Source organism: Larkinella rosea (assembly GCF_003858635.1).
GTDB classification, from domain to species: domain Bacteria; phylum Bacteroidota; class Bacteroidia; order Cytophagales; family Spirosomataceae; genus Larkinella; species Larkinella rosea.
This window is the reverse complement of record NZ_RQJO01000010.1, coordinates 198,962-225,099: the sequence shown is the minus strand read 5'-3', so window position 1 is coordinate 225,099 and position 26,138 is coordinate 198,962. Positions and strand designations below refer to the sequence as shown.

General features: G+C 53.5%; 18 protein-coding genes. 16 read left to right on the top strand and 2 right to left on the bottom strand.

Going from position 1 to position 26,138, the window contains the following annotated elements; all coding sequences use genetic code 11:
* Positions 1-13 precede the first annotated feature (13 nt).
* Complete coding sequence (locus EHT25_RS21920; RefSeq protein ID WP_124877314.1) at positions 14-1,927, bottom strand: S9 family peptidase; 1,914 nt, start codon at positions 1,925-1,927, stop codon at positions 14-16.
* Between the two features lie 296 nt (positions 1,928-2,223).
* On the opposite strand from EHT25_RS21920, the gene EHT25_RS21915 reads away from it, so the two are divergent.
* The 4 genes from EHT25_RS21915 (at position 2,224) to EHT25_RS21900 (ending at position 8,275) form a co-directional block, all read left to right on the top strand.
* Positions 2,224-3,453 (top strand): carboxypeptidase-like regulatory domain-containing protein, encoded by a 1,230-nt coding sequence (locus EHT25_RS21915; RefSeq protein ID WP_124877313.1) that lies wholly within the window; start codon positions 2,224-2,226, stop codon positions 3,451-3,453.
* An 11-nt stretch (positions 3,454-3,464) separates the two neighbouring features.
* Positions 3,465-5,597: a DNA helicase RecQ gene (gene recQ / locus EHT25_RS21910; protein WP_124877312.1), complete on the top strand. Its 2,133-nt coding sequence runs from the start codon at positions 3,465-3,467 to the stop codon at positions 5,595-5,597.
* A 147-nt stretch (positions 5,598-5,744) separates the two neighbouring features.
* The gene (locus EHT25_RS21905) at positions 5,745-6,827 is read left to right on the top strand and encodes a lytic transglycosylase domain-containing protein (protein ID WP_124877311.1); all 1,083 of its coding nucleotides are present in this window, start codon (positions 5,745-5,747) and stop codon (positions 6,825-6,827) included.
* A gap of 242 nt (positions 6,828-7,069) precedes the next feature.
* Positions 7,070-8,275 (top strand): lytic transglycosylase domain-containing protein, encoded by a 1,206-nt coding sequence (locus EHT25_RS21900; RefSeq protein WP_229311728.1) that lies wholly within the window; start codon positions 7,070-7,072, stop codon positions 8,273-8,275.
* A gap of 3 nt (positions 8,276-8,278) precedes the next feature.
* On the opposite strand, the gene EHT25_RS21895 is transcribed toward EHT25_RS21900, so the two are convergent.
* Positions 8,279-8,719: a carboxymuconolactone decarboxylase family protein gene (locus EHT25_RS21895; RefSeq protein ID WP_124877310.1), complete on the bottom strand. Its 441-nt coding sequence runs from the start codon at positions 8,717-8,719 to the stop codon at positions 8,279-8,281.
* A 93-nt stretch (positions 8,720-8,812) separates the two neighbouring features.
* Here EHT25_RS21895 and pdxR point away from each other — a divergent pair, with 93 nt between their 5' ends.
* The 12 genes from pdxR to EHT25_RS21835 all read left to right on the top strand — a co-directional run bounded on the left by pdxR (position 8,813) and on the right by EHT25_RS21835 (position 26,138).
* Complete coding sequence (gene pdxR / locus EHT25_RS21890) at positions 8,813-10,288, top strand: MocR-like pyridoxine biosynthesis transcription factor PdxR (RefSeq protein WP_124877309.1); 1,476 nt, start codon at positions 8,813-8,815, stop codon at positions 10,286-10,288.
* 118 nt (positions 10,289-10,406) lie between these two features.
* Positions 10,407-11,228 (top strand): hypothetical protein, encoded by an 822-nt coding sequence (locus EHT25_RS32750; RefSeq protein ID WP_221622320.1) that lies wholly within the window; start codon positions 10,407-10,409, stop codon positions 11,226-11,228.
* Positions 11,229-11,294: 66 nt separating this feature from the next.
* Positions 11,295-12,065, top strand: coding sequence for a DUF2490 domain-containing protein (locus EHT25_RS21880; protein WP_124877308.1), 771 nt, complete (start codon positions 11,295-11,297; stop codon positions 12,063-12,065).
* Between the two features lie 173 nt (positions 12,066-12,238).
* Positions 12,239-13,396 carry a DUF3616 domain-containing protein gene (locus tag EHT25_RS21875; protein WP_124877307.1) on the top strand — a complete coding sequence of 386 codons (1,158 nt, stop codon included), beginning with the start codon at positions 12,239-12,241 and terminating at the stop codon, positions 13,394-13,396.
* A 183-nt stretch (positions 13,397-13,579) separates the two neighbouring features.
* The gene (locus EHT25_RS21870; RefSeq protein WP_124877306.1) at positions 13,580-14,131 is read left to right on the top strand and encodes a hypothetical protein; all 552 of its coding nucleotides are present in this window, start codon (positions 13,580-13,582) and stop codon (positions 14,129-14,131) included.
* A 357-nt stretch (positions 14,132-14,488) separates the two neighbouring features.
* Positions 14,489-15,391 carry a hypothetical protein gene (locus tag EHT25_RS21865; RefSeq protein WP_124877305.1) on the top strand — a complete coding sequence of 301 codons (903 nt, stop codon included), beginning with the start codon at positions 14,489-14,491 and terminating at the stop codon, positions 15,389-15,391.
* 62 nt (positions 15,392-15,453) lie between these two features.
* Positions 15,454-17,001 (top strand): vanadium-dependent haloperoxidase, encoded by a 1,548-nt coding sequence (locus EHT25_RS21860; RefSeq protein ID WP_124877304.1) that lies wholly within the window; start codon positions 15,454-15,456, stop codon positions 16,999-17,001.
* Between the two features lie 12 nt (positions 17,002-17,013).
* Positions 17,014-19,227 carry a TonB-dependent receptor family protein gene (locus tag EHT25_RS21855; RefSeq protein WP_124877303.1) on the top strand — a complete coding sequence of 738 codons (2,214 nt, stop codon included), beginning with the start codon at positions 17,014-17,016 and terminating at the stop codon, positions 19,225-19,227.
* A gap of 45 nt (positions 19,228-19,272) precedes the next feature.
* On the top strand, positions 19,273-20,325 hold the full coding sequence (locus tag EHT25_RS21850) for a cobalamin-independent methionine synthase II family protein (RefSeq protein ID WP_124877302.1): 1,053 nt from the start codon (positions 19,273-19,275) through the stop codon (positions 20,323-20,325).
* A 49-nt stretch (positions 20,326-20,374) separates the two neighbouring features.
* Entirely contained in the window at positions 20,375-20,935 is a 561-nt protein-coding gene (locus EHT25_RS21845) for a carboxymuconolactone decarboxylase family protein (protein ID WP_124877301.1), read from the top strand.
* A gap of 138 nt (positions 20,936-21,073) precedes the next feature.
* Positions 21,074-23,332, top strand: coding sequence for a CRTAC1 family protein (locus tag EHT25_RS21840; RefSeq protein WP_124877300.1), 2,259 nt, complete (start codon positions 21,074-21,076; stop codon positions 23,330-23,332).
* Positions 23,333-23,339: 7 nt separating this feature from the next.
* Positions 23,340-26,138, top strand: a complete 2,799-nt coding sequence (locus tag EHT25_RS21835; protein ID WP_124877299.1) for a TonB-dependent receptor — start codon at positions 23,340-23,342, stop codon at positions 26,136-26,138.

The window sequence follows — 26,138 nt, the reverse complement described above, 5'->3', positions numbered from 1 at the left end:
AAACCGCCCCGGCTTACTTCAACGTCTCTTCCAGCCACTTGAAAAACTCCCGCTGCCAGACCAGCGCGTTTTGGGCACTCAATACCCAGTGGTTTTCGTCGGGCAGGTAAAGCAGTTTGCTCTTGATGCCCCGCAACTGAGCCGCCTGAAAGGCCTGCAAACCCTGTTCGATGGGAACGCGGTAGTCGCGGCCGCCCTGAATGATGAAAATGGGTGTGTCCCACTTGTCCACAAAATTGCTCGGCGACTGGCTGTAGGAACGCTGGGCTGCCGGATTTTTCTTGTCCCAATACGGCCCGCCGAGGTCCCAGTTCACAAAAAACACCTCCTCGGTGGTGCCGTACATGCTTTTGAAATCGAAGACGCCGTCGTGCGAAATGAAGGTTTTGAACCGTTTGTTATGAACGCCAGCCAGCGCAAAAACCGAAAAACCGCCGAAACTCGGCCCGACGCAACCACGCCGGCTTTTGTCGACATACGGTTCTTTGGAAACGTCGTCGATCGCGCTCAGGTAGTCGTTGATCACCTGACCGCCCCAGTCCTTGCTGACCTGCTCGTTCCATTTGGTGCCGTGCCCCGGCATACCCCGGCGATTGGGTGCGACAACGATGTAACCCTGCGATGCCATCAGCTGAAAATTCCAGCGGTACGAATACATCTGCGTCAGCGCCGACTGCGGTCCGCCCTGGCAGTACAGCAGCGTCGGGTATTTTTTGGAAGCATCAAAGCCGGGCGGATAGATCACCCAGACGAGCATCTTCTGGTTGTCGGTGGTGGTGACGAACCGGCGTTCGGTTTTACAGAGGCCGGTGGTCTTCAGCTCTTCGTCGTTCACGTGCGTTAACTGCTTCATCACACCGTTCCCCAAATCGACCGTGAAGAGTTCCGACGGGTGGTTGATGTCATTCCGGGCCACGATCAGCGTGTTACCCGATTGCCCGATAATCCCGGTAATGTCAAAATCGCCTTTCGTAATCTGCGTGATAACGGGCATCATTTTGGTCAGCCCCGGATACGTCACTTTGAACAACTGGATCGTGCCGTCGATGGGCGCATTGAAAAAGAGCGCGCTGCCGTCCTGGCTCCACTTGAAACCGGAAACGTGAATGTCGTCGCGCTGCTGCGTCAGGTTCAGTTTGGTGGTACCGTTCCAGACGATAAGGTCCTGCTTATCCGCTTCGTAACCGTCTCGTTTCATTTGCAGCCACGCGAGTTGCCCTTTGGCATTGTATTCCGGATTGACGTCGTAGCCTTTGTTTTCTTCCGTCAGATTTTTGGTCGTCCCGGTTGTGATGTCGTATTCATACAAATCGGTGTTGGTGCTGACGGCGTAATCCGTACCGGTTTTTTTCTTCGTGACGTAAACGATGTGTTTGCCATCGGGATTCCAGATGAAATCCTCGTCGCCACCGAACGGTTTTTGCGGGCAGTCAAATTTCTCGCCCGGCATAATATCTTTGGCCGTTCCGACTTTTCCGTTGGCCAGCGGAGCCACGAAAACGTGGTCGTATTTGCCGTCTTCCCATGTATCCCAGTGGCGGTAATTCAGTGAAGTATAGACGTAGGCATTTGATTTTTTCAGGTCGGGGTATTTTTCAATGCCGGTTATATCCTCCAGTTTGACGGCTTCACTGCTGATGATGTGTTTGCCGTCCGACGAGATTTTCGAATTCACCAGCAGACTGTCCGCATGTGGGACTTCGACGGCATTTCCGCCCGTCAGCGGAATCTTGTATGTTTTCCGGGTACTTTTATTTTCTGCTGCATTGGGCGTGCTGACGGCATAAACGACAAACTGTTTGTCTTTGGAAACGCCCAGCCCCGACACCCGCCCCCACTTCCAGAGCTGTTCGGGAGTAAGCGGTTTTTGGGCCATCGAAGCCAGTGAGAGGAGCAGTGTACTGCCCAGCCATCCAATTTTTTTCATGAGAATCCGGAAGAGTAATGAAGCGTTTTGAATGTCAAACATACGGATAATCCGCGATTTTTGGACGGCCAGCCGTCCGTCTGCTATGGGGAGGTGCCGGTTGTCGTTCAGCGCCAAAATGATGAACCGGCGAACCGGAAAAACAAATCCCGTTTTGTTGTATATGCAATCAGAAACAAACCTTATGTTTACAGATCGTTTTATGGGATAAGCGGGCGGGATTTCGTATTTTTGATATCGGATTTCAGTTTACCTGACCCCACGAAGCGGTTTTTAAGTATTTTACGTAACTCCGCATGAAATGGTTTTTAGGAACATTTTTCCTTGTGCTTTCAGGGATAAATGGGTCAGTAGCACAAGGGTATCAGCAAATCAAAGGCCAGATTACCGACCATTCGACCGGGAAACCGGTCGAATTTGCGTACGTCAGCATTTCCGGCAAAGCCTGGGGAACGCTGGCCAACGCAGAAGGGCGGTTTTTGCTTAAATACCCGAAAATAGATGCGCAGAAAGAAATGCTTGTTTCGGCAGCAGGCTACCGGAACAGCGTCGTTTTGTTGCGGGATTTGAAAGCAGTTGATTCAATAGCTGTGCATCTGAACCCCATCGTTCGGCCGGAACTTCCGGTTTCGTTTCGGCGGCAAACCGATGCCCGAATTTTGGTTTTTTCGGCTTTGAAATCCATTCCGACCAATTTTCAGGCTACGCCGACCGTGCTGACCGGTTTTTACCGCGAAACACTTTCGAGCGATACGGCCTGCTGGAACGTGCGGGAAGCGATTCTGAAAGCGGAGAAGCTGCCGAATGTGCAAACGGAATTGCCGGAAAAGGTGAAACTGGTGAAAGGACGCCAGCGCGAACGAAAACCGCTGCCCAGGGCGTTGGAAGGATACGCTTTTCCGAACGGAGCCGCCATTGTGACGCGGAGCATGGACCTGGGGCCACCGGATTATTTCGATGGCGATCACCTGAACGACTACGCCTTTCGGCTGGATTCGCTGCTGACCGGCTGCGATGACCGGCTGGCCTACCGACTGGAGTTTGAGCCGGTGGCGGGTCGGCGGGTTCGGGCGGCCCGGAAAGGAGAAATCCTGATTGATACGGCGAGTCGGGCAATCGTCCGGATTGCGTATGAGTTTACGCCCGAAGCGGCCGGTGAGGTCTTGAAGACCAACCTGAAATCGGTCTTTGATAACCTGACCGGACGGGCAAAAAAGGAGGTGCAACGGGTTGCGGGCCGGAGCCAATACCGTCAGTTTAACGGGAAATGGTATTTGCAGGACTCCCGGCTGGAGCTGGAAACCCGGTTTACATTGGGCAACCAGACGCCCTCAACGGCCTCGATTCACCTGCATTTCGGGACCACCGAATACGCTAAATCCAACGGCCAGGCCGTGAAGGAAACCGAAGTTTTGCTCACGACCGAAAACCTGCCGAAACAGGGCGGACACTATGATGACCGTTATTGGGGTAATTTCAATACAATCCTGCCGTTGGAAGCGGAGCGGTTACAGGAGAAAAAATAGAAACAACAGTAATGAACGAAACACAAACGCGCCAACCGGTTGATTTTCTGAAGCAATATTACGGCTACGACCGGTTTCGGCCCATGCAGGAAGCCGTCGTCCGAACACTGCTTGACGGCCGCGATTCGCTCGTGCTGATGCCGACGGGCGGAGGAAAGTCGGTTTGTTTCCAGATTCCTGCGCTGATGAAACCGGGCGTTTGCATCGTGGTTTCGCCGTTGATCGCGTTGATGAAAGATCAGGTGGAAGCCCTGTTGCTGAACGGTATTCCGGCCGCTTTTTTGAACAGTACGCAGGGCAGCCGCGAGCAGCGCGAAATCGAGCAGGATTGCTTGGCCGGTCGGTTGAAACTATTGTATGTTTCGCCCGAAAAAATGCTGTCGGAATCCTTTTTTGTATTTCTCAAAACCTTGCAGATTAGTCTTTTTGCGGTTGATGAAGCGCACTGTATTTCATCGTGGGGACATGATTTCCGCCCGGAATACACGCAGCTGAACATGCTGAAAACGCATTTCGCGGATGTGCCGGTGGTGGCGCTGACCGCAACCGCCGACAAACTGACGCGCCAGGATATTGTCAATCAACTGAATCTGGACGATCCGGCGGTTTTTGTGGCGTCGTTCAACCGCCCGAATCTGAGTCTGAAAGTGTTGCCGGGTCTCAAACGGATTCAGCAGATTGAGCGGTTTCTGGCCCTGCAACCCGACAATTCGGGGATTATCTATTGCCAGAGCCGCAAATCGACCGAAAGCCTGGCGGCCAAATTGCAGGAAAAGGGCTACCGCGCCGGTTTTTACCACGCCGGAATGAGTGCCGAAAGCCGGGCGCAGACGCAGGAAGAATTCGTTCGGGACGACATTCGGATTATCTGTGCCACCATTGCCTTCGGAATGGGCATCGATAAATCCAATGTCCGCTGGGTGATTCATTACAACATGCCCAAAAATCTGGAAAGTTTTTACCAGGAAATCGGGCGGGCGGGGCGCGACGGTTCGGCGGCCGATACGGTTTTGTTTTACAGTTTTGCCGACGTAGCGAGCTGGAAGGAGATGCTGGCCGAAAATGCCCCGGCGAATCTGGGGTTGCAACTGGCCAAACTGGAGCGGATTCAGCAATACGCCGAAGCCCATTCGTGCCGGCGGCAGATCTTGCTGAGTTATTTTTCGGAGGAACTAACCGAGCCTTGTGGAAACTGCGACGTTTGCCAGAGTCCACGGGTGATGTTCGACGGTACGGTTTTGGCCCAGAAAGCCCTGTCGGCCATCGTTCGGCTGAAGGAACAGGTGCCGGTCAACACCCTGATCGATGTGCTGCGCGGGTCGCGTAATCAGACAGTCATTCAGAATAATTACCACCTCATTAAAACCTACGGCGCGGGCAGCGATCTCAAGTTTGACGAATGGCGGAGTTACGTGCAGCAACTCATCAACATTGGCGTTATTGAAATTGCCTACAACGATCATTACGCCCTGCGACGCGGAATCCTGGCCGATGCGGTTTTGTTTCAGGATCGGAAAATTCAGTTGATCAAACCGGAAGATGCGGCTCAGCTCAAAGCCGAACAGAAACCGAAAACCAAAACCGAGTCGGTGCGCGACGATCTCTTCGAGCGGCTGCGGGTGTTGCGGAAACAATTGGCGGACGAACAGAACGTACCGCCGTATGTTGTCTTTACGGATTCGACGCTGGAAGAGATGAGCCGGGTGCGGCCCACCACGCCCGAAGCGTTCCGCAGTATCAGTGGGGTGGGCGACCGAAAACTGCAATTATTCGGGAAACGGTTCATGGAAGAAATTGCCATTTTTCTAACCGGACAGGCCCGGGAAGGTACCAATCTGAAAGGAGCGACCCATTTGCTGACGTACGAATTATACCAGCGCGGTCTGACTCTGGATGAGCTGGCGGAGGAACGCAAATTGTCTGCTACCACCGTTGCCATGCACCTGATTTACCTGGCCGGGAACGGTTATGATGTCGATTTGGCCGCCCTCGTCGATACGGCCGAACGGCTTGACATTGAGCGCGCAATTGCCCGCGTAGGAGTCGATAACAACGCACTGAAACCGGTTTTTGAATCGCTCAACGGGCGCTACGATTACACCAAAATTCGAATCGTTGCCGCACTTTTGGGCCGGATTCTCTGAGTGGTCTATGGCGTTAGTAGAATTGCCGTTTAGTAATTTTACCAGAACCGAAATTTGGTAAAGTCCAGAAAATCAACTAGCTTCGTAGAAATGACTTTTTATTAAACCGTGACCGTCGTGTTGACGTAAACAACAACTAAGTCTGTTTTGATAAAAGAAGCTAGTATTATTCTGATCCTGTCGACACTCAAACCGATCGGTTTGGCGACAGCCAAAGACGTAAATTCAAGGGAGTTTACGTCCCACTCCAACGGTACCGTCAGCGTTATGGTCCCGGGGACTTCAACCATTCAAAGTCTACAGCCGGTTCAATTTTGCGGGGAGTTTGTCCCCCTCCGACAATCCAATGTTACCCGTCGCTGGGTGACCGTTTTACTACAGCAATCCCGTCATCGGGACTACCTGCTTCGGCTTCGGAAACGAGCCGTTAAGTTTTTTCCGGTCATCGAGCCGGTTCTGGTGAGGTACAATATTCCCAGAGATTTCAAGTACCTGCCTCTGGTCGAAAGCGACCTGTCGGGTACCAGCACATCCCCAAAAGGAGCCGGTGGTTATTGGCAGTTGATGCCCCAAACCGCCCGCGATTTCGGTCTAATTGTCAGACCAGGAAACGATGAGCGCCGGGATCTCTACAAATCGACTGTGGCCGCCTGTCGGTACCTGCAGGAGTTGCATCATGAACTGGGTTCCTGGACGTTGGTGGCGGCTGCTTACAACAGTGGTGTTACCCACGTCCAAAACCGCATCGATCAGCAGGGCGTCCGGAGTTATTACAACCTGCGGCTCCACCGCGAAACCAGTACGTATCTGTACCGCGTTCTGGCCTACAAGGAATTGCTGACCCGCCCGCGGATGTACAGCGACATGCTGTCGCCCGCCGTGCTGGCCGACCTGACCCGACCGTTGCCGGGCGAGCGGTTTCAGCCGGGTGTTTTGCCTTTTTCCCGCCCGTCCAGTGGACCTGGTGTTGAACCAGAGCCTACCTGGGGGCCCCGCAGCCGGAATTTTCTGGAGGAAACCCTGGCCCAGATCGTCGGCGAACCGGAAGAAAACAACACTACTTCCGATGCCGGTTCGGCTTCCATGACCTCTTCGCCCGGGCAAACGCCCGCAACGATGGCCGGATTGCTCGGATTGCGGGTATTGCGGTTCCGTCGGACGCGGTTGTGGCAGGTATTTCTGGCCGCAAAACGCAAAATTCAACCCTTATTCGATTGGGACTGGGTGTGAAACGGAACCATTCCGGATTTTCAAAAAAGGGGACGCTTGCGTCCCCTTTTTTGATGTACTACCGATCGCGTTAATTCAGAATTCTACCTCGGTTGGAATGCGCTGAAATAGAGAATTATAAAGTTATGAAAGCAGTAATGAAGTAACTTCAAGTTTACCTTTTTTGCCGATATAACGCCCCTGACCGGGTATGCGTTACTCCGCCCGACTCGTTCCGTCTAAGCATAAATCCTCTGTGTACCATGCGATTCGGATTGGGAGTGATGTTGTTGGCCGGACTGTGTTTCGGCCCGGGAGCCCGCAGCGTGACAAACCGTGAAGGGTTGGTTGGTTCCGGCAAACCGAATGAGTTGCCGCCGGTTTATTTTTGCGGAGAAACCGTACCGACGCACGAACACCGGGTGGCCCGGCGGCTGGTGAAATTGCTGGCGGCTCATGCCACCCCAAACCGCTCCCTGTCCCGGCTCCGCATCCGGGCGGCCGGTTTTTTTCCGGCCATTGAACCTATTCTGGAATCGTACCAGATTCCGCCGGATTTTAAGTTTCTGCCGTTGGTTGAGAGCGCGTTGCAAAGCCGGGCCGTTTCGCCGAAAGGAGCAGTGGGCTATTGGCAGCTCATGCCAGCAACGGCCCGCGAACTGGGTCTGGTCATTCAGGCGGGGAATGACGAACGACGCGATCTGCAAAAGTCCACCGATGCGGCCTGTCGCTATTTACGCTACCTGCACAACCAGTTGGGTTCCTGGACATTGGTTGCAGCGGCCTATAACATGGGAATCGGTAATCTGCTGAAAAACATCCGTCGGCAACGGGAGTCGGATTATTATTACCTGGACCTGAATCCCGAAACCAATCATTACCTCTACCGGATTGTGGCTTTTAAAGAATTACTGACGAATTACAGGGCCTACGACAACCTGATCAGCGCGGAAGCCATTGCCTATCTGAGCAATCCGCTGCCGGGCGAAGAAGGGGACGACCCTGAATCGGCACTGGTTTCGGTGGAGGATCTTGACGCGGTCATCGGGCACGAAGGAGGAAACACGCGCCTGACTTTGCCTAATCTGGCAGCAGCAGCCCGCCAGAAATTGGACGAACTCCACCTGGCAAGCCTATCGGCACTGATTCATTCGGGTTTGCGGGCGAAACTGGTCGAAGCCGGAAGCGTCCAACCCGGTCAGGTCTGGGTTTTCAACCTGACGAGCGGGCGGGACGTGGGTAATCTGCGTTTCGACGAAGGCGATTTACTCTACGCGGTGATCGAATCGGTGGACTCCCGCAACGGGAAAATGTACCTGCGCGCCCAGAAAATCTGGTCGTTGCAAAGCCGGACGCTCGTTCCGCTGGCGATGACGGCCGTCGATGTGTCGACGGGTCAAAGCGGTATTCCGTTACCGGATCTGGACGCGCTGAAGGCGGGCTGGATTCTGACCTGGAAGGCGTTGTGAGTCTTACAGGGGCGGAGACAGCTGCGTTCCGATGCCAAAGCGGTTCCAGGTGTTGATGGAACTAATCGCCAGAATGAGATCCGCAATCTGGGAATCACTAAAATGAGCCGCGACCGCGTCATAGACCTCGTCCGGAACTCCCCGGCTGGCAATGAACGTCACGGCTTCCGTTAAGGCTAAAACCGCTCGTTCTTCCTCCGAGAAAAACGGGGTTTCGTGCCAGGTACTCAGGTTATAAATCCGTCGTTCGGTTTCGCCGTGTGCGCGTGCTTCTTTCGTATGTTTATCGATGCAAAATGCGCAGTGATTAAGTTGGGAGCTCCGAATTTTAATTAAGTCTCGGAGGGTTTGACTGAGGTTCGTTTGGGCTAAGTAACTATCCAAGGCCAGCATGGCTTGATAAGCCGCCGGATTGGCTTCCCGGATTCGAATTCGCTTTTTCATCGTGGTGGAGAAAATCTTTTTTCTGACAAAAATACCACCCAGCTGGGCTAGCTTTGTAGCCCACAGTATTTAATCGAAATAGCCCAGATCGATATGCAACAACTCGCCATCACGGTCGACAGGACACTTGCTTTACCGGTTTATGTGCAGATTGCCGGGGAGATTATTGCGCACATTCAGCGGGGCAGCATCCGGCCTGGCGCGCAATTGCCCGGTAGTCGGGAGCTGGCGGAACAGCTTCAGATTCAGCGCAAAACCGTTCGGGCCGCCTATGACGAACTCTACGCCCAGAGCTGGATTGAAACCAGACCGCGCAAAGGTGTATTTGTGGTGTCGCACTTGCCAGAAGTGAAACCGCGTCCAATCCCAACGAACCGAATCCCGGACAGTTATCCCAATCAAACTTTATTCGAACTTCCGAAAACAAGACTTCCTCCGCTGCGCTCGGTGCCGGGTGTCCGGAAATCGGTGCGGGTGTTCGACAATGGGTTTCCGGATACCCGGCTGACGCCCACGGACTTGCTGATCCGGGAATACCGCCGGTTTGCCAATTTTCAGTTTACCCGGAAATTTTTAAGCTACGGACCGGCGCAGGGTTCCGAAAACCTCCGCATCGAATTGGCCCGTTTCCTGAACGATACCCGCGGGCTGCACATCTCACCCGACAACATCCTGATTACCAAAGGAGCCCAAATGGCGATGTATCTGGTTGGGCAATTGCTGATCAGCCCGGGCGATACGGTTATGGTGGGCGATCCTGGTTTTTTCGGAGCGAATGATGTGTTTGAACAGGCGGGTGCGCGGATTCAGTGCGTGCCGGTCGATGCACGGGGCATGGATATGGATGTCGTGGAGGCCATTTGTCGTCGTAAAAAAGTTCGGCTCTTGTATGTGGTGCCACACCACCACCAGCCCACCAGCGTTACCCTCAGCCCCGAACGACGGATGCAGTTGCTGACGTTGTCGGCCCAATACGGTTTTGCGGTGCTGGAAGACGATTATGATTACGATTTCCATTATGCTTCCAGCCCGGTGTTGCCGCTGGCGAGCGTCGATCAGGATGGATCGGTCATTTATGCGGGTTCCTTTTGCAAAACCATTGCTCCGGCCATTCGGATTGGGTTTTTGGTGGCACCGGAAAACCTGATTGAACGGGCCACGCGCCTGCGGTACCTGATTGATCGCCAGGGCGAGAGCTTGCTGGAAGAAGCCATGGCGAATCTGCTCAAAAATGGCGACATCAACCGGCACCTGCGAAAGGCCAACAAAATTTACCACGAACGCCGGGATGTGCTTTGCCAACTCCTGCGCGACCAGGTAGCGGAAGAAATTCAGTTCGATGTGCCGGACGGGGGCATGGGCGTCTGGGCGACCTACACTGGCAACCTGACGAGCAAAACCGTGGCCGAGCGGGCCGCAGCGCTGGGATTGTGGCTGGATTCGGGCGAAAATTATTACTACGAAAAAACGCAGAGTTCCCACGTGCGGCTGGGCTTTGCGTCGATGAATCCGGGCGAACTCGAACAGGCGGTTTTTCTGCTCGCAAAAGCCGTGAAGAGTCTGCGATGAACCAAAATGGGAAATCTCCACCCAGACCCATTCGTTGCCGCGAAAAACCCGTACCTTAGCAAACCCGAATGAAACGAGGTGCAGACCTGGTCTCCTAACTAAATTCTCAACTCAGGCAATGAAAGGAAAAGCGTGGATCGGTATGGCACTCGTTTTGACGGCGACACTGTCATTTGGTCAAAAATCAGGATCGGTGAAAAGTACCTGGGCGGCTGCACCGGTGGCGGAAGCCTCCGCCGATACAGTGACCGGTAAAGGGGCTGCGCCCAATGAAGTGTACCTGGAAGGTGCCAAGGTTCACGTCGTGGCGACCAACAACGCCGATAAATTGTTTCTGACCATCCAGTTAGACAACGATCAGGATCAATTCAAATCCCTGTTGTTTGGCAGCACGATCTGGCTTGATCAAAAGGGCAAACGGAAAAACTGGAAAGGCATTCAGTTTCCGCTCGCGGAAGAAATGGACCCCGCCACCGGTCGGCCCCTGTCGATGGGCCCCAAAGCCGGACCGACCGACAAGGCGACCATGATGAAGCAGATGATCGATCGGAAAATTGAAATGAAACTCATTCGGCTGGTGGCCGAAGACGAGATGCTTGTGCCTGCTTCCCGCGACCCATCAGGTATTACAGGAAAGCTGGAAGACAAAGCGGGACGGTTGGTGTACCAGTTGACTATTCCGCTGGCGTTGATCAACGCAAAACCGGGTACGCCACTGCCCATCAGTTTTGAATCCGGTGTGGCCGAAAAACCCAAACAAAGCATGTCGAACTCCAGTAATATGGGCATGGGCGGCATGGGTGGTATGTATGGACGTCGTGGCTATGGCGGGTATGGCGGTTACGGTGGCTATGGCTACGGTGGGGGCGGGGGCGGTTACAGCGGCCCGACGATGTCGCCAACCCGGTTTTCGTTAACCGTCGATCTGGCGGCTCAATAATAGGCTGTCAACTGGCATAGCTTTTGGTACGTTGTGTAGAGCAATTTTCCGTTCTACTGTCTTACCATGAAGCCTGTTTTAGTGATTTTGTTGACGCTGTCGAGTCAGGTACTGGCGGCTCAACCGCTGCATTTTTTTGGTTTTTTTCCGTCGGTTTCCCAAACCGGTGTGATCCATTCAAAATTTCTGTACAACGTCATGGCTTCGTCCACGGTCGATGCCTTTGACCGAACTATTGAGAATGTTCATTACCCGGCCACGCAGTTGCAACTATACATTCAACCGGGAGTCATTTACAATTTAAAACCAGACTGGACTGCCGCCGTTGGATATGCCTTTGCCCGCCATAATCTGTTTGGGCTGCGGGTCAATGAAAACCGCCTTTGGGCGCAGACCGGCTACAACCATCCGCTGCCAGCCGGTCGTCTGACGCATAGGTTGCGGTACGAAGAGCGGTATCCACTGAACAAAAAGACGGATAGTCAGTCCAAAGCTACCTTATTCCGGTATCAGCTGGGGTATAATTTGCCTTTGTTCGATTCAAAAAAGCAGAAGCACGGTTTTTCCCTTACGGCCTCCCACGAATTTTTTCTTTGCCTGACAGGTGCCACCAACAGCCCAATCAGTTCGAAAAACGCGTTTTGTGGGGAAAACTGGTCCTTTGTTGGCCTGGGGTACACAACCGCCAAAACCGGTCGGATCGAAGCGGGTTATATGCTCCAGAACCTGGTTCGAAACCCGCACCGGGATCACCGGTATCTGCATCTGTTTCAGGTTTCGTACAGCACCACCTTTCGGTTAGACGATCTATTGGTTTGGTTGTACACCCCATATTGAGCCGGCGGCTTTTACTAAACGGTAGTAACTGATTGAATAAGTGAGTCAATAAGTTGCTACCTTCGAAGAAACTATCCCATACAAGCCAGAAGTAATCTGTTCATTGCGCTGTTTCGGTTCCACGGATCTACCGGTTCGGAACCGCTCACCGAACTCTCCAATCTACTTTTTGTATGGAAATCCTTGGTTTTGCCCATCTGCAATTTGATCCGGCGGTAAACAACCTGATCAGTGAAAAAAAACTAACCGACGGCCTGTCGGCAGTGGCCCAGATTGGCCAAACACTCTGGGTTGCAAACGACGAAACGGTTAGCCTGGAACGCCTTTTCCTGCTTGGTCAGGATGAGAATGGAATTTATCAGTTCGGTAATCATACTTCCTTCGCGTTGGTGGATTTCCTCAACCTCCCGGTTTCGCCAGCCTCCGGCGACATCAAGGAAGTGGATATTGAGGGACTTTATTGTGCCGACGGATACCTCTGGCTGGTGGGATCTCATAGCCTGAAGCGGACCAAAGCCGATGAAAATGATTTGCCGGAGACGACGATTCGGAATCTGACGGATGTAAAAGTCAAAGGAAACCGGTTTTTGTTGGCGCGAATCCCTCTCGTGCCGGAGGATAAACCGGGGCATTTTGGGCTGAAAAAGAAAGTCCGGCAGCCGGAGGCAGAACGAAGGGCCGCCCAATTACCGGGAAATGAAAAAAGCAGTCTGCTGACCCAGATTTTAAAGGGAGAAAAGCACGAAGAGGCTGACGAACACGTTAAGGACTTCCTGGCCATTCCGGGGAAAGACAATGGTTTCGACATCGAAGGGCTGGCGGTGGCCGGTAATCACGTTTTTGTAGGCCTTCGGGGACCGGTTCTGCGAGGCTGGGCGATTATTCTGGAATTGGAGGTTGAAGCGGACGACGAACCGGCATTATTAACACTTCGGTCGTTTGAACGCGCCGATGGCGAACCACGACGGTATCGGAAACACTTTTTTGAACTGGATGGGCTGGGCATTCGCGATCTGTGTGTGCAGGGAAATGACCTGCTCATTATGGCGGGACCAACGATGGTTCTGGATGGGCCGGTGACGGTTTTTCGGTGGAGAGACGGCATTCTGGCCAACCGGGAAAGTCTCGTTTTCCGGGAAAAACTGATCGAAGTTGCCTCTCTTCCGTTCGGAAAAGGCGAAGATCACCCGGAAGGAATGACCTTTTTCTCGGCGGATGGCCTGGAAACGGACGCCCTGCTGATTGTGAATGACGCAACGGAGAATCCGTTGCTGGGCCGCAAACTGGGCTCAGATGGCTTTAAAGCCGATATTTTTTTGCTGGCTCGGTAACGGATAAACCGGTTTTCAGACTCTGTAATTGGAAAAAACCGTCTGGCGGTTTATATTGGGTTACTTTTACCGGTGCCAGTACTTTCCTGTATGTCCGGAAAAGTAACTTGAAAATATTGACAAAAAGTAGTAAGATTTCAAGGATGTAAGTATATTTGAGTAAAAATTGCCAAACAAAGATTTGTGAAACGGTTTATCTCGTTCGGTTTATTCGTCGTTTTGCTATACCACATGCTGGGGCACTTGCTGGTGTTGTTCAGTGTGCAATGGCAGGAACAACACGAATTATCGGAGCGATTGACGGTTTTTTCCTCAGTAGATCACATCGTTGAATTTCAGATTCCACTGCAAAAACACCCGAATGAAGCCATTTTGACGCAACATAAACCGGAAGGCTTCAAATACCGGGGCAGCTATTATGAAATCGTCAATTTGGATGTAACGGGCGATACGCTGCACATTTCCGGCTATGTCAACAAGACCAAATCATTCTTCCAGCGGGATTTGCTGTCGTTTGTGAAAGAGCAATTTGCCACCGGAACCTCCGAAACCGCCAAAAAAGCCAACAATCTGCTAAAGTTATTTCTCAAGGAGTACTCGCCCATCAGCCGCGCCCGTATCTGGTTCTTTCTGTATAACTGGACGGAGGAGAAGGTGCGAATTCCTTCCTTTATTTCTTATCTCTCCAGCCGGAGTCTACCGGTTTTTTCTCCGCCACCGGAGTCTCTTGCCTGACCTACAACTGACGTAATGAGCTGAATTCCTGCAAGTCGTGAATGGTTGCAGTTCGGTACATCTGCGCGGTTGCGTCCATCATCCATCTCTTTCCAATTTTTTGAGTCAGGCCAGCGGGTGTTGCTACCGGATTGGAGCATAGGCTCCGGGGTAAATCTTCATCTGCTGTCATTGACCTCAGGAACGGTTTTTCGTCAGACCAGCTTTCAGGTCGTGCGTGAAATCCGGTCTGTCAATCAGATCGGGTTTCGGTAAAAAGCATATCCAGCCTTCGCCGGAGTGTTCTGCGCGCTTATCTGATTCGCTGATCGCTTGACAATGAGCTGTCTTTCCGACACGTATCCACTTTTTTATGCAATGAAAAATTTTATCAAATTACTGGTTATCAGTGCCGTATTAGTAACGGGCGAGGTGAAAGCACAAATGCCGCACGATGCCATTTACATGGGAAAAGGTCAGATTTGCGTGGCCACAATGTATGGCCGCAGCACCTGGACGGAGTACTGGGAAAATTCGCTCAAACGTTCGAATTCCAACATCGGAACGCACACCACCCAAAATGTGATGGTGATGCCCGCCATTGGTATTGCCAAAGGTCTCAACGTGATCCTGAGTTTGCCTTACGTCTGGACCCAGACCAGCGCCGGGAATTTGCTCGGCCAGAAAGGTTTTCAGGATCTGTCGGGCTGGCTGAAATACCGGGTTGCGAACACCCACGGTTTTTCGGTTCATGCCGTTGTGGGAGGCTCGGTGCCGGTGGGCAATTACGTCCCGGATTTTCTGCCCATGTCCATCGGTTTGCAGTGCCGGACGGTTTCCGGCCGCCTGATCGCCAATTACAAACATCCCCAAACCGGTATCTATGTCAATGCCCACGGCACGTATTCGTGGCGCAGCAACATCAAGGTGGACCGGGATGCGTATCAGGCCGACGACCGGGTTTACAACACCCGCGAAGTGAGTGTTCCGAACGCCTACGATGCGGGTTTGCGGTTGGGCGTTCTGCGGAAAGGCTGGCAGGCGGAATTGTGGGCCGAACGGACGTCCTGCACGCACGGCGATTACATTCGCCGGCACGATATGCCGTTCCCGACCAACAACATGCAGGCCACAACGGTGGGCGTTTACGGCAAATTCCAGCCGAAACAGATCGGCGTGAACGCGCGGTTTGGCTACGTGACCGACGGACGGAATGTGGGACAAAGCACGAACCTGATGGTGGGGGTCCTGTACCAGTTCAAACTGTGGAAAAACCAGTAAGGGGTTGAATAAGCCGGGTTGAAACGGCTTGTTAGTGACTCACATTAATCAAAAGTAATCGCATGAAAAAGTATATATTGAGTGGAAAGGTAGTGGGAATCGCACTGGGGCTGATGACTGTTCTGGCGTCCTGTGATAAGACGATTGATGAACCGCAGCGGTCTGCGTATGCACCTGCTTCCGTGGATGAGAAGGCAGGAACCTGGAAAACCTACATATTAACGTCGTCGTCTGAAATTGCGGTGGCTGATCCGAAAGCGGTTTCCTCGCCCGAATACATCGCGGAATTGGCAAGTTTAAAACAGAAATCGGCCAGCCTGACGAAAGAGCAGCAGGAAGCGGTTGCGTACTGGGGGTCGGGTGCCGTCTATCGCTGGAACGAAATCGCCCGCGAATTATCGGCCCGTTACAACATTCCACCGGCCTACAATGCCGAGGGAAAGTATCCGGTGCCCGATGCGGCCAATCCGCTGGCTGATCCGAAGTTTCCGTTTGCTAATCCGCCCTATGCGTCCCGTGCGCTGGCTTACCTGAGCGTGGCGCAGTATGACGCGCTGGTGGCGGCCTGGAACTACAAATACAAGTTCAACCGCGCAGCCCCATCCAAAACCGACGCCACGATCACCGTTTCCTTACCGGTTTCTACGATTCCGACGTATCCGTCGGAAGATGCCGTGGTTGCCGCGGCTTCGGTGACGATTCTGAAGGCGATGTTTCCGGGCGAAGTTCCTTTTCTGGAAGCTAAAATGAAAGAGCACCGGGAGAGTCGTTTGTGGGCCGGAATGAACGTGGAAAGCGACCTGGTAGCGGGTGTGGACCTGGGAAATGCCGTGGCAGCCAAAGTAATGTCACGCGCCAAGACCGACGGGATGGCGGCTGCCAACAATCAGGCCTTAACGGCCGGAATGATTGAAGGCGCCAAAGCGCGGGGTCTGCGGGAAGCCTGGGTGAGCCAGGAAACTCCGCTTCGCCCGCCGATGCTGCCGAACTACGGAGCTGTTTTGACCTGGAACTTCGACAAAGCCACGGTCGTTGCGCTGCGCGCCGTGCCACCACCAGCCCTCGACAGCCCGGATTTCAAGAAGGACCTGGAGGAGTTGCAGAACATCCAGAAAAACCAGACGCGGGAACAGGCACGCATCGCCAACTACTGGTCCGATGGTGCCGGGAGCTACACGCCCCCCGGCCACTGGCACCGGACAGCGGCTAACGTGAGCTACGAAGCGAAACACAGCGAGGTTCGGATGGCGCGTACGCTGGCCCTGCTGGGAACCGCCGAGATGGATGCCGCCATTGTTTGCTGGGATACGAAGTTTTACTACTACTATCCGCGTCCGCAGCAGTTCAAAGTGAAAACCTCCGTTGGTTTGCCCAACTTCCCATCTTACACGTCTGGACACTCGACATTTTCTGCGGCTGCAGCAACGGTTTTGGGGTACATTTTCCCGGATCAGGCTGAAACATTTAACAAACAGGCTCAGGAAGCATCCACGTCGCGGATCTACGGGTTGATTCACTATCGCTTTGATTGTACGGAAGGTTTGAAAGCAGGTACCGAAGTTGGTAAATACGCCATTGCAAGGGGTAAAGCCGATGGTTCGGGTCTCTAACCAGACAGTATAATGGTCGATAAAAAAGGCTTAATTTCGTTAAGCTTGACTACCGGTTTGGTCCTGAGCTGGTTGGCGCCCGGTTTTGCCCAGTCGCAAACGCGGAAAGCACCAACGGACTCCGTTCGGACCCGGACGCTTCAGGAAGTGAACGTGACCGGTATGCGGGAAGGGCTGACCCCGTCGCTGCCCGACATCCAGGGAACGTACCTGTTAGGCGGCAAACGGAGTGAAGTCATTCGGTTGAACGAGGTCGACGCCAACATCGCGGAGAAAAACGCCCGGCAGGTGTTCGCCCGGATTCCGGGGCTGTTTGTGTACGACATGGACGGAACCGGTAACCAGATGAACGTCGCCACGCGGGGGCTCGATCCGCACCGGTCCTGGGAGTACAACATTCGCCAGAACGGTATTCTGACCAATTCGGACATGTACGGCTATCCGGCCAGCCATTATTCGGCTCCGATGGAAAGCATCGATCGGGTTGAACTGGTGCGCGGAACGGCATCGCTGCAGTACGGGGCGCAGTTTGGCGGTATGCTGAACTACGTGACGAAATCGGGCGACACGACGCGTCGGTTCAGTTTTGAAACCATCAATTCGGTGGGTTCCTACGGTTTGCGAAGCACTTATAACGCCATGGGCGGACGGGTTGGCAAATGGACTTACTACGGCTATTACTACCGGCGGCATTCGGACGGTTATCGTGACAACGCGACCTCCAATGCCCAGGCGCAGTTTGTCAGTTTGCAGTATCAGGCCACAAACCGGTTGAAAATCAGCGCGGAATTGGGTCGTTCGGAATACACGTATCGCATTCCAGGCCCGTTGACCGAAGAGATGTTTGCCGAGAATCCGCGTCAGGCAACGCGCGGTCGGAATTATTTCAATCCCGACATCTACGTGCCTTCGCTGAAACTGGACTGGCAAATCACGGACCGGACCCGGCTGATGGGACTCGCGTCGGCGGTTTTGGGTGCCCGGAACAGCGTTATGTTCGATGCGCTGGCCAATGTGCCCGATACCCTGATCAAAGCAACCGGATTGCCGCGAAACCGGCAGGTCGATATCGACAAGTTCCACAGCTTTACCTCCGAACTGCGTCTGCTGCATTCCTACCACCTTGGGAATGTGTCGGCAACCGGCGTGGTGGGCGTTCAGGTGATGAACAACGACCTGAACCGGCGCCAGTTAGGCAAAGGCACGACAGGCTCGGATTTCGATTTGTCGATTACCGGACCGTTTACCCGCGATCTGCATTTCTATACCAGCAACCTGGCGGTTTTTGCAGAAAGCCAGTTTCACCTGACGTCGAAGCTGACCGTATCGCCTGGAATTCGGGTCGAGAGCGGGTTGACCAGGCTGCGGGGAACCATCAGTTACTACGATCCGCTGAATCTGCCGAACGACATCGACCACCAGTTTGCGCTGCTCGGCGTCAATGCTCAATACCGGGTCAGTCCCGAACTGAAGTTCTACGGTGGCTGGTCGCAGGCCTATCGCCCGGTGATTTTCAAGGATATCATTCCGACCTCGGTGTATGAGCAGGTGGACAAAAATCTGAAAGATGCGACCGGTTTTAACGCTGAAGCGGGTATGGACGGGTACTGGAACGCGCTGCATGTCAATGTTACGGCGTTTTATCTGCCGTATAAAAACCGCCTGGGAAGCCTGATTCTGAACAACGCCAGCGGCCAGAGTACGGTTTTTCGCACCAACGTGGGCGACAGCCGTACGAAAGGGGTTGAAACCCTGATCGAAGCCCAGTTTATCCGAACCAGCCGGTTTGTCCTGACCGGTTTTACGTCCACGGCCTATGTCGACGCCCGCTATACCAACGCCCGCGTTTCGACCGGCACGGATAACAAAACCATCAACGGCAATCAGGTCGAATCGGCTCCGCGCTGGACCAGCCGCAACGGATTAACGGCCCGTTACCGCACGTTTAGTCTGACGGCCCAATTTAGCTACGTAAGTGAAACCTTCTCCGACGCCCTGAATACACCGGTTGCCTTGCCAAATGGCGCAAAAGGTCCGGTTCCGGCTTACGGAATCTGGGATTTGAACTCGACGTGGCGCATGGGTCGGCACGTTACCCTGCGGGGAAGTATCAATAATTTGCTGAATACCTCGTACTTCACCAAACGCCCGACATTTTATCCGGGTCCGGGAATCTGGCCGTCCGACGGTCGGTCTGGGGTGTTGACGCTGGGAATCAAGTTGTAAATCGCGTGCCGGAAATCGTCCGGTGCGATAGACCAGACTACTTTTATGAAGTTACAAACCGAATCCATAGGCAGTATACCCCGTCCCATTGAACTGATTGAGGCCATGCAGGCTGGATTACCTGCCGAGCAACTGGATCAGTTATACGACAAAGCCGTTCGGCAAACCTTGCTGGAACTCGAAAACACGGGTTCACCGGTGTTGACGGATGGCGAACAGACCAAATCGAGCTTTGCAACCTATCCCTTGAGCGGGGTCGACATGATTGTGCCGGGAGGCATGCGAATCGATTTTGCGGATGGCCATTTCCGGCAGTTGCCCTTGTTGAAAAAAACGCCGTTTCGCTTCGGAGAATTCGCCGGCAGCTACCTGGCAAAGGCGCAATCGTGTACAGATATGCCGTTGAAACAGGCGGTTATCTCCGCTTCGGCCCTGAGTCTGATCTATCCGGCCGACGGAATGGAAGGGTATTCGCAGCCCGAATTCATCAGCGACCTGATCGACGAATCTGAAAAAGACATCCGCAGCTGCCTGGAAAAGGGTGCCCATAAAGTTCAGATCGACTTTACAGAAGGCCGCTTGTCGCTGAAACTGGACCCATCGGGTGGGGTTTTGCGGCATTTTATTGCCCTGAATAACCAGGTGCTGGCCCGGTTTTCGGAAGAAGAAAAAGCCCGAATTGGCGTTCACGTCTGCCCCGGGGGCGATCGGGATTCGACGCACAGCGCCGATGTGGATTACGCCGATCTGCTGGCCGAATTGTTTAACCTGGATGTCCGGAATTTTTACCTCCAGCTGGCGAGCGAACCGGATCGGGTCAAGGTGTTGAAAGCGATTAAGGAAAACCTGAAACCCAATCAGTTCGTGTTTGTCGGCGTGATTGATGTGCTGAATCCGGTAGTTGAAACTGCCGAAGAAGTGCGCGACCGGGTGCTGGAAGCGGCCCAATACATTCCGCTGGCGCAACTTGGAACCACCGACGATTGCGGTTTTTCGCCGTTTGCCGACGATGTCTCGACCAGCCGCGAAACCGCTTTTGCGAAAATCAAAGCCCGGATTGACGGTACGAGACTCGCGGAAGAACAGCTCTTCGCGTAATCTTATCCCGCATCGGTTTTCAGGTTATCACCTTTTTGACCTTACCCAAATGCCCCATATACCCCTCCCTGAGCATTTGCCGGGAATTACCGGCCTGCTCGAGTACCGGCTCGACACAGCTTTACCCATCCGGGAACTGACGCAGATTCTGCTGCGCGGGGAATCGACCCTGACGCCGGGCGAGCGCGAACTGATTGCGGCCCTGGTGTCGAACCGGAACCAGACCCGGTTTTGCACGGCTGCGCACACCAAAGCCGCCGACTTGTTATTGGGCGAAAACGAAACCGCCTGGCTGGTCAAGCAGGATTACGAAACCGCCCCGGTCAGCGAGAAAATGAAAGCCTTGCTGGCCATTGCGGCCCGGGCCCAGAACAGTGGCAAGGACGTAACACCCGAAGCCGTTGAACGCGCCCGGCAGGCTGGAGCGACCGACCGGGAAATTCATGACACGGTATTGATCACGGCGTTATTCTGTCTGTACAACAAGTACGTGGACGGAATGGCAACCGTAACGCCCAGCGATCCGGCGTATTACCAGCGGCTGGGCGAACGCATTGTGAACGGGTATTTGCGTCCGAAGGACGGTTTCCCGGTACCGCAAAAAACGTAGCATCTTTTGAGATTTGAAACACCAGTCTTTGACAGAGGTATGTCCCGACGGTTCTGAATTGCGGAGCCAGGGGTCTGAAAAGCTGGTTTTTCCAGTCGAGAATATATCCACATACATCACAGGTTAACACCTACTCAGATGATCCAGAAGATTGTATTTAACCGGTTTTTAGTTCTGACCCTCCTGATCGGGATGCTGGTTAGCTGCCAGTCGAAACCGTCGTCGCACGAGGAGATGATTAAGATTTTACAGGAGCTTTCCGTCAAATACAGCGATCCTGAAAATAGCTTCTGTCCGGAAGCGGTTTTGGCCTACACCAATTCCCAACTGAAAACCGTTACCGGCGAGCAGCAGCGGATCATGTACAATTTCGCGAAATCGGATGCGTATCTGAAGCTGGGCGAGGAAGAAAAAGCCATTGAATTACTGGAAGATATCGTTCAGCACATCGATACGGGAAATACGCGGGGAACGCAAATGGCGATGACTGAACTCGCCCTGGCGTACCTTCGTCTGGGTGAGCAGACCAATTGCGTTGGCCTGCATTCGGTGGAATCCTGCGTATTACCGCTGCAGGGCGGGGGGATCCACACCATCCAGACGGGTTCGAAAAAAGCCATTAAACTGTATGAAACAATTCTGGAAAAATACCCTGATGATCTGGAATCGCGCTGGTTAGTGAATCTGGCCTACATGACCCTCGGCCAATATCCGTCGAAAGTACCGGCGAAGTGGTTTATTCCGAAAATGACCGACCTGACCCACCAGATCGCGCCATTTCAGGACATTGCGCCGGGGCTCAAACTGAACACCAGCAACATGGCCGGTGGCGTCATCGCTGAGGATTTTAATAACGACGGCTACCTGGATCTGGTGACTTCGGCCTGGGGGCTGAAAGATCCGATGCATTTTTTCAAAAACAACGGCGATGGCACATACAGCGACCAGTCGGTGCAATCGGGTTTAAACCGCATCACCGGCGGCCTGAACCTGACCCAGACGGATTACAACAACGACGGCCTGATCGACATTTTCGTGTTGCGCGGGGCCTGGATGGGTAAATTTGGGGAACAACCCAATTCGCTGCTGAAAAACAACGGCGACGGCACATTTACCGACGTAACCACCGTCAGCGGTCTGCTGTCGTTCCATCCAACCCAAACTGCCACCTGGAACGATTTTAACAACGATGGCTGGGTAGACGTGTTCATCGGAAACGAAACGGCGGGTTCGATGATGTCTGTCGTGAAAACCCATCCCTGCGAACTGTACATCAACAACCACGACGGCACGTTCACGGAAATTGCGGAAAAAGCCGGTTGTGCCATTGTCGGCTATGTCAAGGGAGTGACATCGGGGGATTACAACCACGATGGGCTGGCGGATTTATTTCTGTCGACGATGGACGGCAACCGGTACTTGCTGAAAAACCAGGGCATGATGGGCGGAGTCGTTCATTTTGAAGACGTTTCCGACGGGGCCGGATTGCGGAAAGAAACCGGTAATTCCTTTACAACCTGGTTCTGGGATTACAACAACGACGGCTGGCTGGACATCTTCGTTGGTGATTACACGTTCCACAAAGCCCTCTCGTTTTACGAAGCGGCCGAAGCCCTTAACAAACCGGAAGGCGCCAACGGGACGATTTATTTGTACCGCAACAACCAGGATGGCACGTTTACCAATGTTGCGGAGTCGGCCGGTGTTCGGAAAACCGTGTTTTCGATGGGGGCCAATTTTGGCGATATCGACAACGATGGGTGGCTGGATATGTATTTGGGTTCCGGTAATCCTAGTTACAAGTCACTGGTTCCCAATAAACTATTTAAAAATCTGCGCGGTGAACAATTTGCCGATGTCACGGCTTCGGCCCGTGTCGGGAATGTTCAGAAAGGTCATGGCGTTTCCTTCGCCGATCTGGACAACGACGGGGATCAGGACGTATTCATTGAAATGGGTGGAGCCTACACTGGCGACATTTACCCCAATTCGTTGTTCCTCAATCCGGGCCAGAATGCCAACAACTGGATTTGCCTTTCGCTGCGGGGCACCAACACCAACCGGACAGCCATCGGCAGCCGGGTCAAGGTAACATTCCGCGAAAATGGCGTTCTGCGCAGCGTCTACCGCGATGTGAATTCGGGCGGAAGCTTCGGAGCCTCTCCGTTGCGCCGGGAAATCGGCATCGGAAAGGCGACCGTCATTGATGAAATCGAAGTTCAATGGCAAGCCAACGGTAAAAAGCAGGTTTTCCGCCATATTAAACCCAACCAGTTTCTCCGGTTGACCGAAGGCAGCGACCGGGTGGAGCAAATCAATCTTAAAAAAATCGAATTCAAAGACGAAAAAGGGGCGCTTTGCCGGACCCCGCTAGCACTACTATCTCAAAAACTGTAACCAAATCATGAATCAAAAACCGTTTACGTTCTTATTTAGTCTTTGCCTTGTTTTATTCCTGAGTGGTGTGGCCGTCGCCCAGCAAACCCGCCTGTCGGGAACATTGACCGACGCCGACACGAAAGCCCCGCTGACCGGTGCTACCGTTATTCTGAAAGACCAATTGTCGGGTACGGTGGCCGACGCCAACGGCAAATTTAGCCTGGCCACCAATCGCCGGGGGCCCTGGACGCTCATTGTGACAATGGTCGGCTATGAAAGACAAGTTATTCCAGTAACCAACGCCGACCAGCCCGTTGCGGTCTCGCTGAAAGCCAGTACGCAGGTGTTGCAGGACGTCGTGGTAGCGGCTTCGCGGGTGGAAGAAAGCATCTTGCAAGCACCCGTTAGCATCGAAAAAATGGACAGCCGGGCCATTCGCGAAACACCCTCGGCCAGTTTTTACGAAGGGATCAACAACCTCAAAGGCGTCGATATGGTTACCAGCGGGCTGACCTACAAGCAGATCAATACGCGTGGTTTTGCGAGCACGGGCAACAGCCGGTTTTTGCAATTGATCGACGGCATTGACAACCAGCCAGCCGGTTTCGGGTTTTCGGTCGGTAACCAGTACGGGTTGTCGGATCTGGACGTCGAAAGCGTCGAACTGGTGCCGGGAGCGGCTTCGGCGCTGTATGGCCCGGCAGCTTTTAACGGCGCCTTACTGATGCATTCCAAAGATCCGTTTCAGTATCAGGGATTGAGTGCGCAGGCTAAAGTAGGTGTTAACCACGTCAATGATCCGAACACGAGTGCCGCTTTGTACCACGATTACGCCCTGCGGTATGCGAAGGCGTTCAATAACAAACTGGCCTTCAAGCTGAACGTGTCGTACATGAAAGGGCTGGACTGGTTTGCTACTGATTATACCGACGTCGATGCGACCACCTCCGCCGAAAAACTCGGTCGGAATAACCCTGCCTACAACGGCTTGAACGTATACGGCGACGAAGTAAACCGGACGATAACCGGCATTGGTAAAGTGGCCCGTACGGGGTATGAAGAGCGGTATTTAACCGATTATAATGTGTACAGCCTGAAACTAGGTGGCGCCGTTCACTACCGCATTACCCCCAACCTGGAAGCCATTTATTCGTACAACTATTCGAAAGGAACCGCCAATTATACGGGCAGTAACCGGTTTTCGGTGAATGGTTTTTCGCTGCTGCAACACCGGATCGAACTCCGGGGCGCTAATTTCTTCGTGCGCGGGTACACCAATCAGGAAGATTCGCACGATTCCTTCAACACCCGTTCGCTGGGCCAGCAGGTGGACCGGACCTGGGTTCGGGACTTAAGCGGTAACATCGTTCCGGCCAATCAGGCCGACGAAATGTGGTTTACGCGGTACACCTCGGCCTATCAGGGCAAAGTACAGGGCGTAACGACCGCCGACCACGCGGCCGCCCGCGCTTTTGCCGATCAGGGGCGGTTTTTGCCCGGTTCGGCGGAATTTGAGCGCGAGAAAGCTCGCTTGAAAACGATTCAGGGGCTGAACGGTGCCGGGATTCTGAGCCAGACGAAAATGTACCACGCCGATGCGCAGTACAATTTTAAATCGGCACTGGAAAAAGCCGGCCTGTCGAAAACCGAAGTCTTGGTCGGGGGCAATTTCCGCCAGTTCAGTCTGTTTACGAACGGGACGCTTTTCGACGACAAAGGCGGCCGCATTCTGTACCATGAAATCGGTGCTTTTCTGCAGGCCAGTCAGCGGTTTTTAGCCGATAAGCTGAAATTGACAGTTTCGGGCCGATACGACAAAAACCAGAACTTCGCCGGGTATTTCACCCCTCGGGCATCGCTCGTTTTCTCCCCAACCGAAGCGCATAATTTCCGGGCATCGTTCCAGACCGGTTTTCGGAATCCCACGCCGAGCGATCAGTTTATCAAACTCAACGTCGGCCCGATCACGATTCTGGGTGGGGCACCGGTCAACAGCGCGGGCATGAATGTCTACGAAAATTCGGTCAACTCGCCTTCGGTGGGCGGTTTTGTCAACGGTTTTCTGGCCGATATGCAGTCGGGTAAAACCCCACAAGAAGCCGTTGGGAACAACAAAGACAAGCTCGTGAAATCGAATGTCGCCTACATTAAACCCGAAAAAGTACAAAGCTTTGAAGTCGGATATCGCGGTTTGATCAATAACCGGCTGGCGGTGGATGTGAACTACTATTTCGGTGAATACCAGAACTTTATTCTGAATCAGGTGGTCATCCGGCCCGACAGCCCGGTTTTGGGCAGCGACGGAAAAATCAGTCCCGCAGCCGCCCAGGACATCCTGAATTCAAAATACCAGGTATTTCAGCTTTACACCAATGCCGCCGACCGCGTAACGGCGCAGGGCGCAACGCTGGGACTGACCTATTTCGTGCCGGGCGGTTTTACGATCGGCGGCAACGGAACCTGGTCGGACTTCAACCTGAAAGGCGCTAATCCGAACAACATTCCGGCTTTTAATACGCCCCGTTACAAAACCAACGTGACGGTCGGCAACCGCAATCTGGCGAAAAATCTGGGCTTCAACGTGGCCTGGCACTGGCAGGATGCGTTCGACTGGGTCGGTTCGTTCAACGACCTGCGTCCGGGTAAAATCCAGGCCTACAATCTGCTCGATGCGCAGGTAACCTACCGGGTTCCGTCGCTGAAAACTGCTGTTAAACTGGGAGCCAGCAACCTGACCAACCAGTATGTCGTGCAGGCGTATGGCTCTCCGGCCGTGGGCGGTTTATATTATGTTTCATTGACCTTCGATCAAGGCATGCGTTAA

Excerpts from the sequence above, each read along its gene's own strand:
- EHT25_RS21920 (WP_124877314.1), bottom strand. The coding sequence starts at position 1,927 with ATGAAAAAAATTGGATGGCTGGGCAGTACACTGCTCCTCTCACTGGCT.
- EHT25_RS21915 (WP_124877313.1), top strand. The coding sequence starts at position 2,224 with ATGAAATGGTTTTTAGGAACATTTTTCCTTGTGCTTTCAGGGATAAAT.
- recQ (WP_124877312.1), top strand. The coding sequence starts at position 3,465 with ATGAACGAAACACAAACGCGCCAACCGGTTGATTTTCTGAAGCAATAT.
- EHT25_RS21900 (WP_229311728.1), top strand. The coding sequence starts at position 7,070 with ATGCGATTCGGATTGGGAGTGATGTTGTTGGCCGGACTGTGTTTCGGC.
- EHT25_RS21895 (WP_124877310.1), bottom strand. The coding sequence starts at position 8,719 with ATGAAAAAGCGAATTCGAATCCGGGAAGCCAATCCGGCGGCTTATCAA.
- pdxR (WP_124877309.1), top strand. The coding sequence starts at position 8,813 with ATGCAACAACTCGCCATCACGGTCGACAGGACACTTGCTTTACCGGTT.
- EHT25_RS32750 (WP_221622320.1), top strand. The coding sequence starts at position 10,407 with ATGAAAGGAAAAGCGTGGATCGGTATGGCACTCGTTTTGACGGCGACA.
- EHT25_RS21880 (WP_124877308.1), top strand. The coding sequence starts at position 11,295 with ATGAAGCCTGTTTTAGTGATTTTGTTGACGCTGTCGAGTCAGGTACTG.
- EHT25_RS21875 (WP_124877307.1), top strand. The coding sequence starts at position 12,239 with ATGGAAATCCTTGGTTTTGCCCATCTGCAATTTGATCCGGCGGTAAAC.
- EHT25_RS21865 (WP_124877305.1), top strand. The coding sequence starts at position 14,489 with ATGAAAAATTTTATCAAATTACTGGTTATCAGTGCCGTATTAGTAACG.
- EHT25_RS21860 (WP_124877304.1), top strand. The coding sequence starts at position 15,454 with ATGAAAAAGTATATATTGAGTGGAAAGGTAGTGGGAATCGCACTGGGG.
- EHT25_RS21855 (WP_124877303.1), top strand. The coding sequence starts at position 17,014 with ATGGTCGATAAAAAAGGCTTAATTTCGTTAAGCTTGACTACCGGTTTG.
- EHT25_RS21850 (WP_124877302.1), top strand. The coding sequence starts at position 19,273 with ATGAAGTTACAAACCGAATCCATAGGCAGTATACCCCGTCCCATTGAA.
- EHT25_RS21845 (WP_124877301.1), top strand. The coding sequence starts at position 20,375 with ATGCCCCATATACCCCTCCCTGAGCATTTGCCGGGAATTACCGGCCTG.
- EHT25_RS21840 (WP_124877300.1), top strand. The coding sequence starts at position 21,074 with ATGATCCAGAAGATTGTATTTAACCGGTTTTTAGTTCTGACCCTCCTG.
- EHT25_RS21835 (WP_124877299.1), top strand. The coding sequence starts at position 23,340 with ATGAATCAAAAACCGTTTACGTTCTTATTTAGTCTTTGCCTTGTTTTA.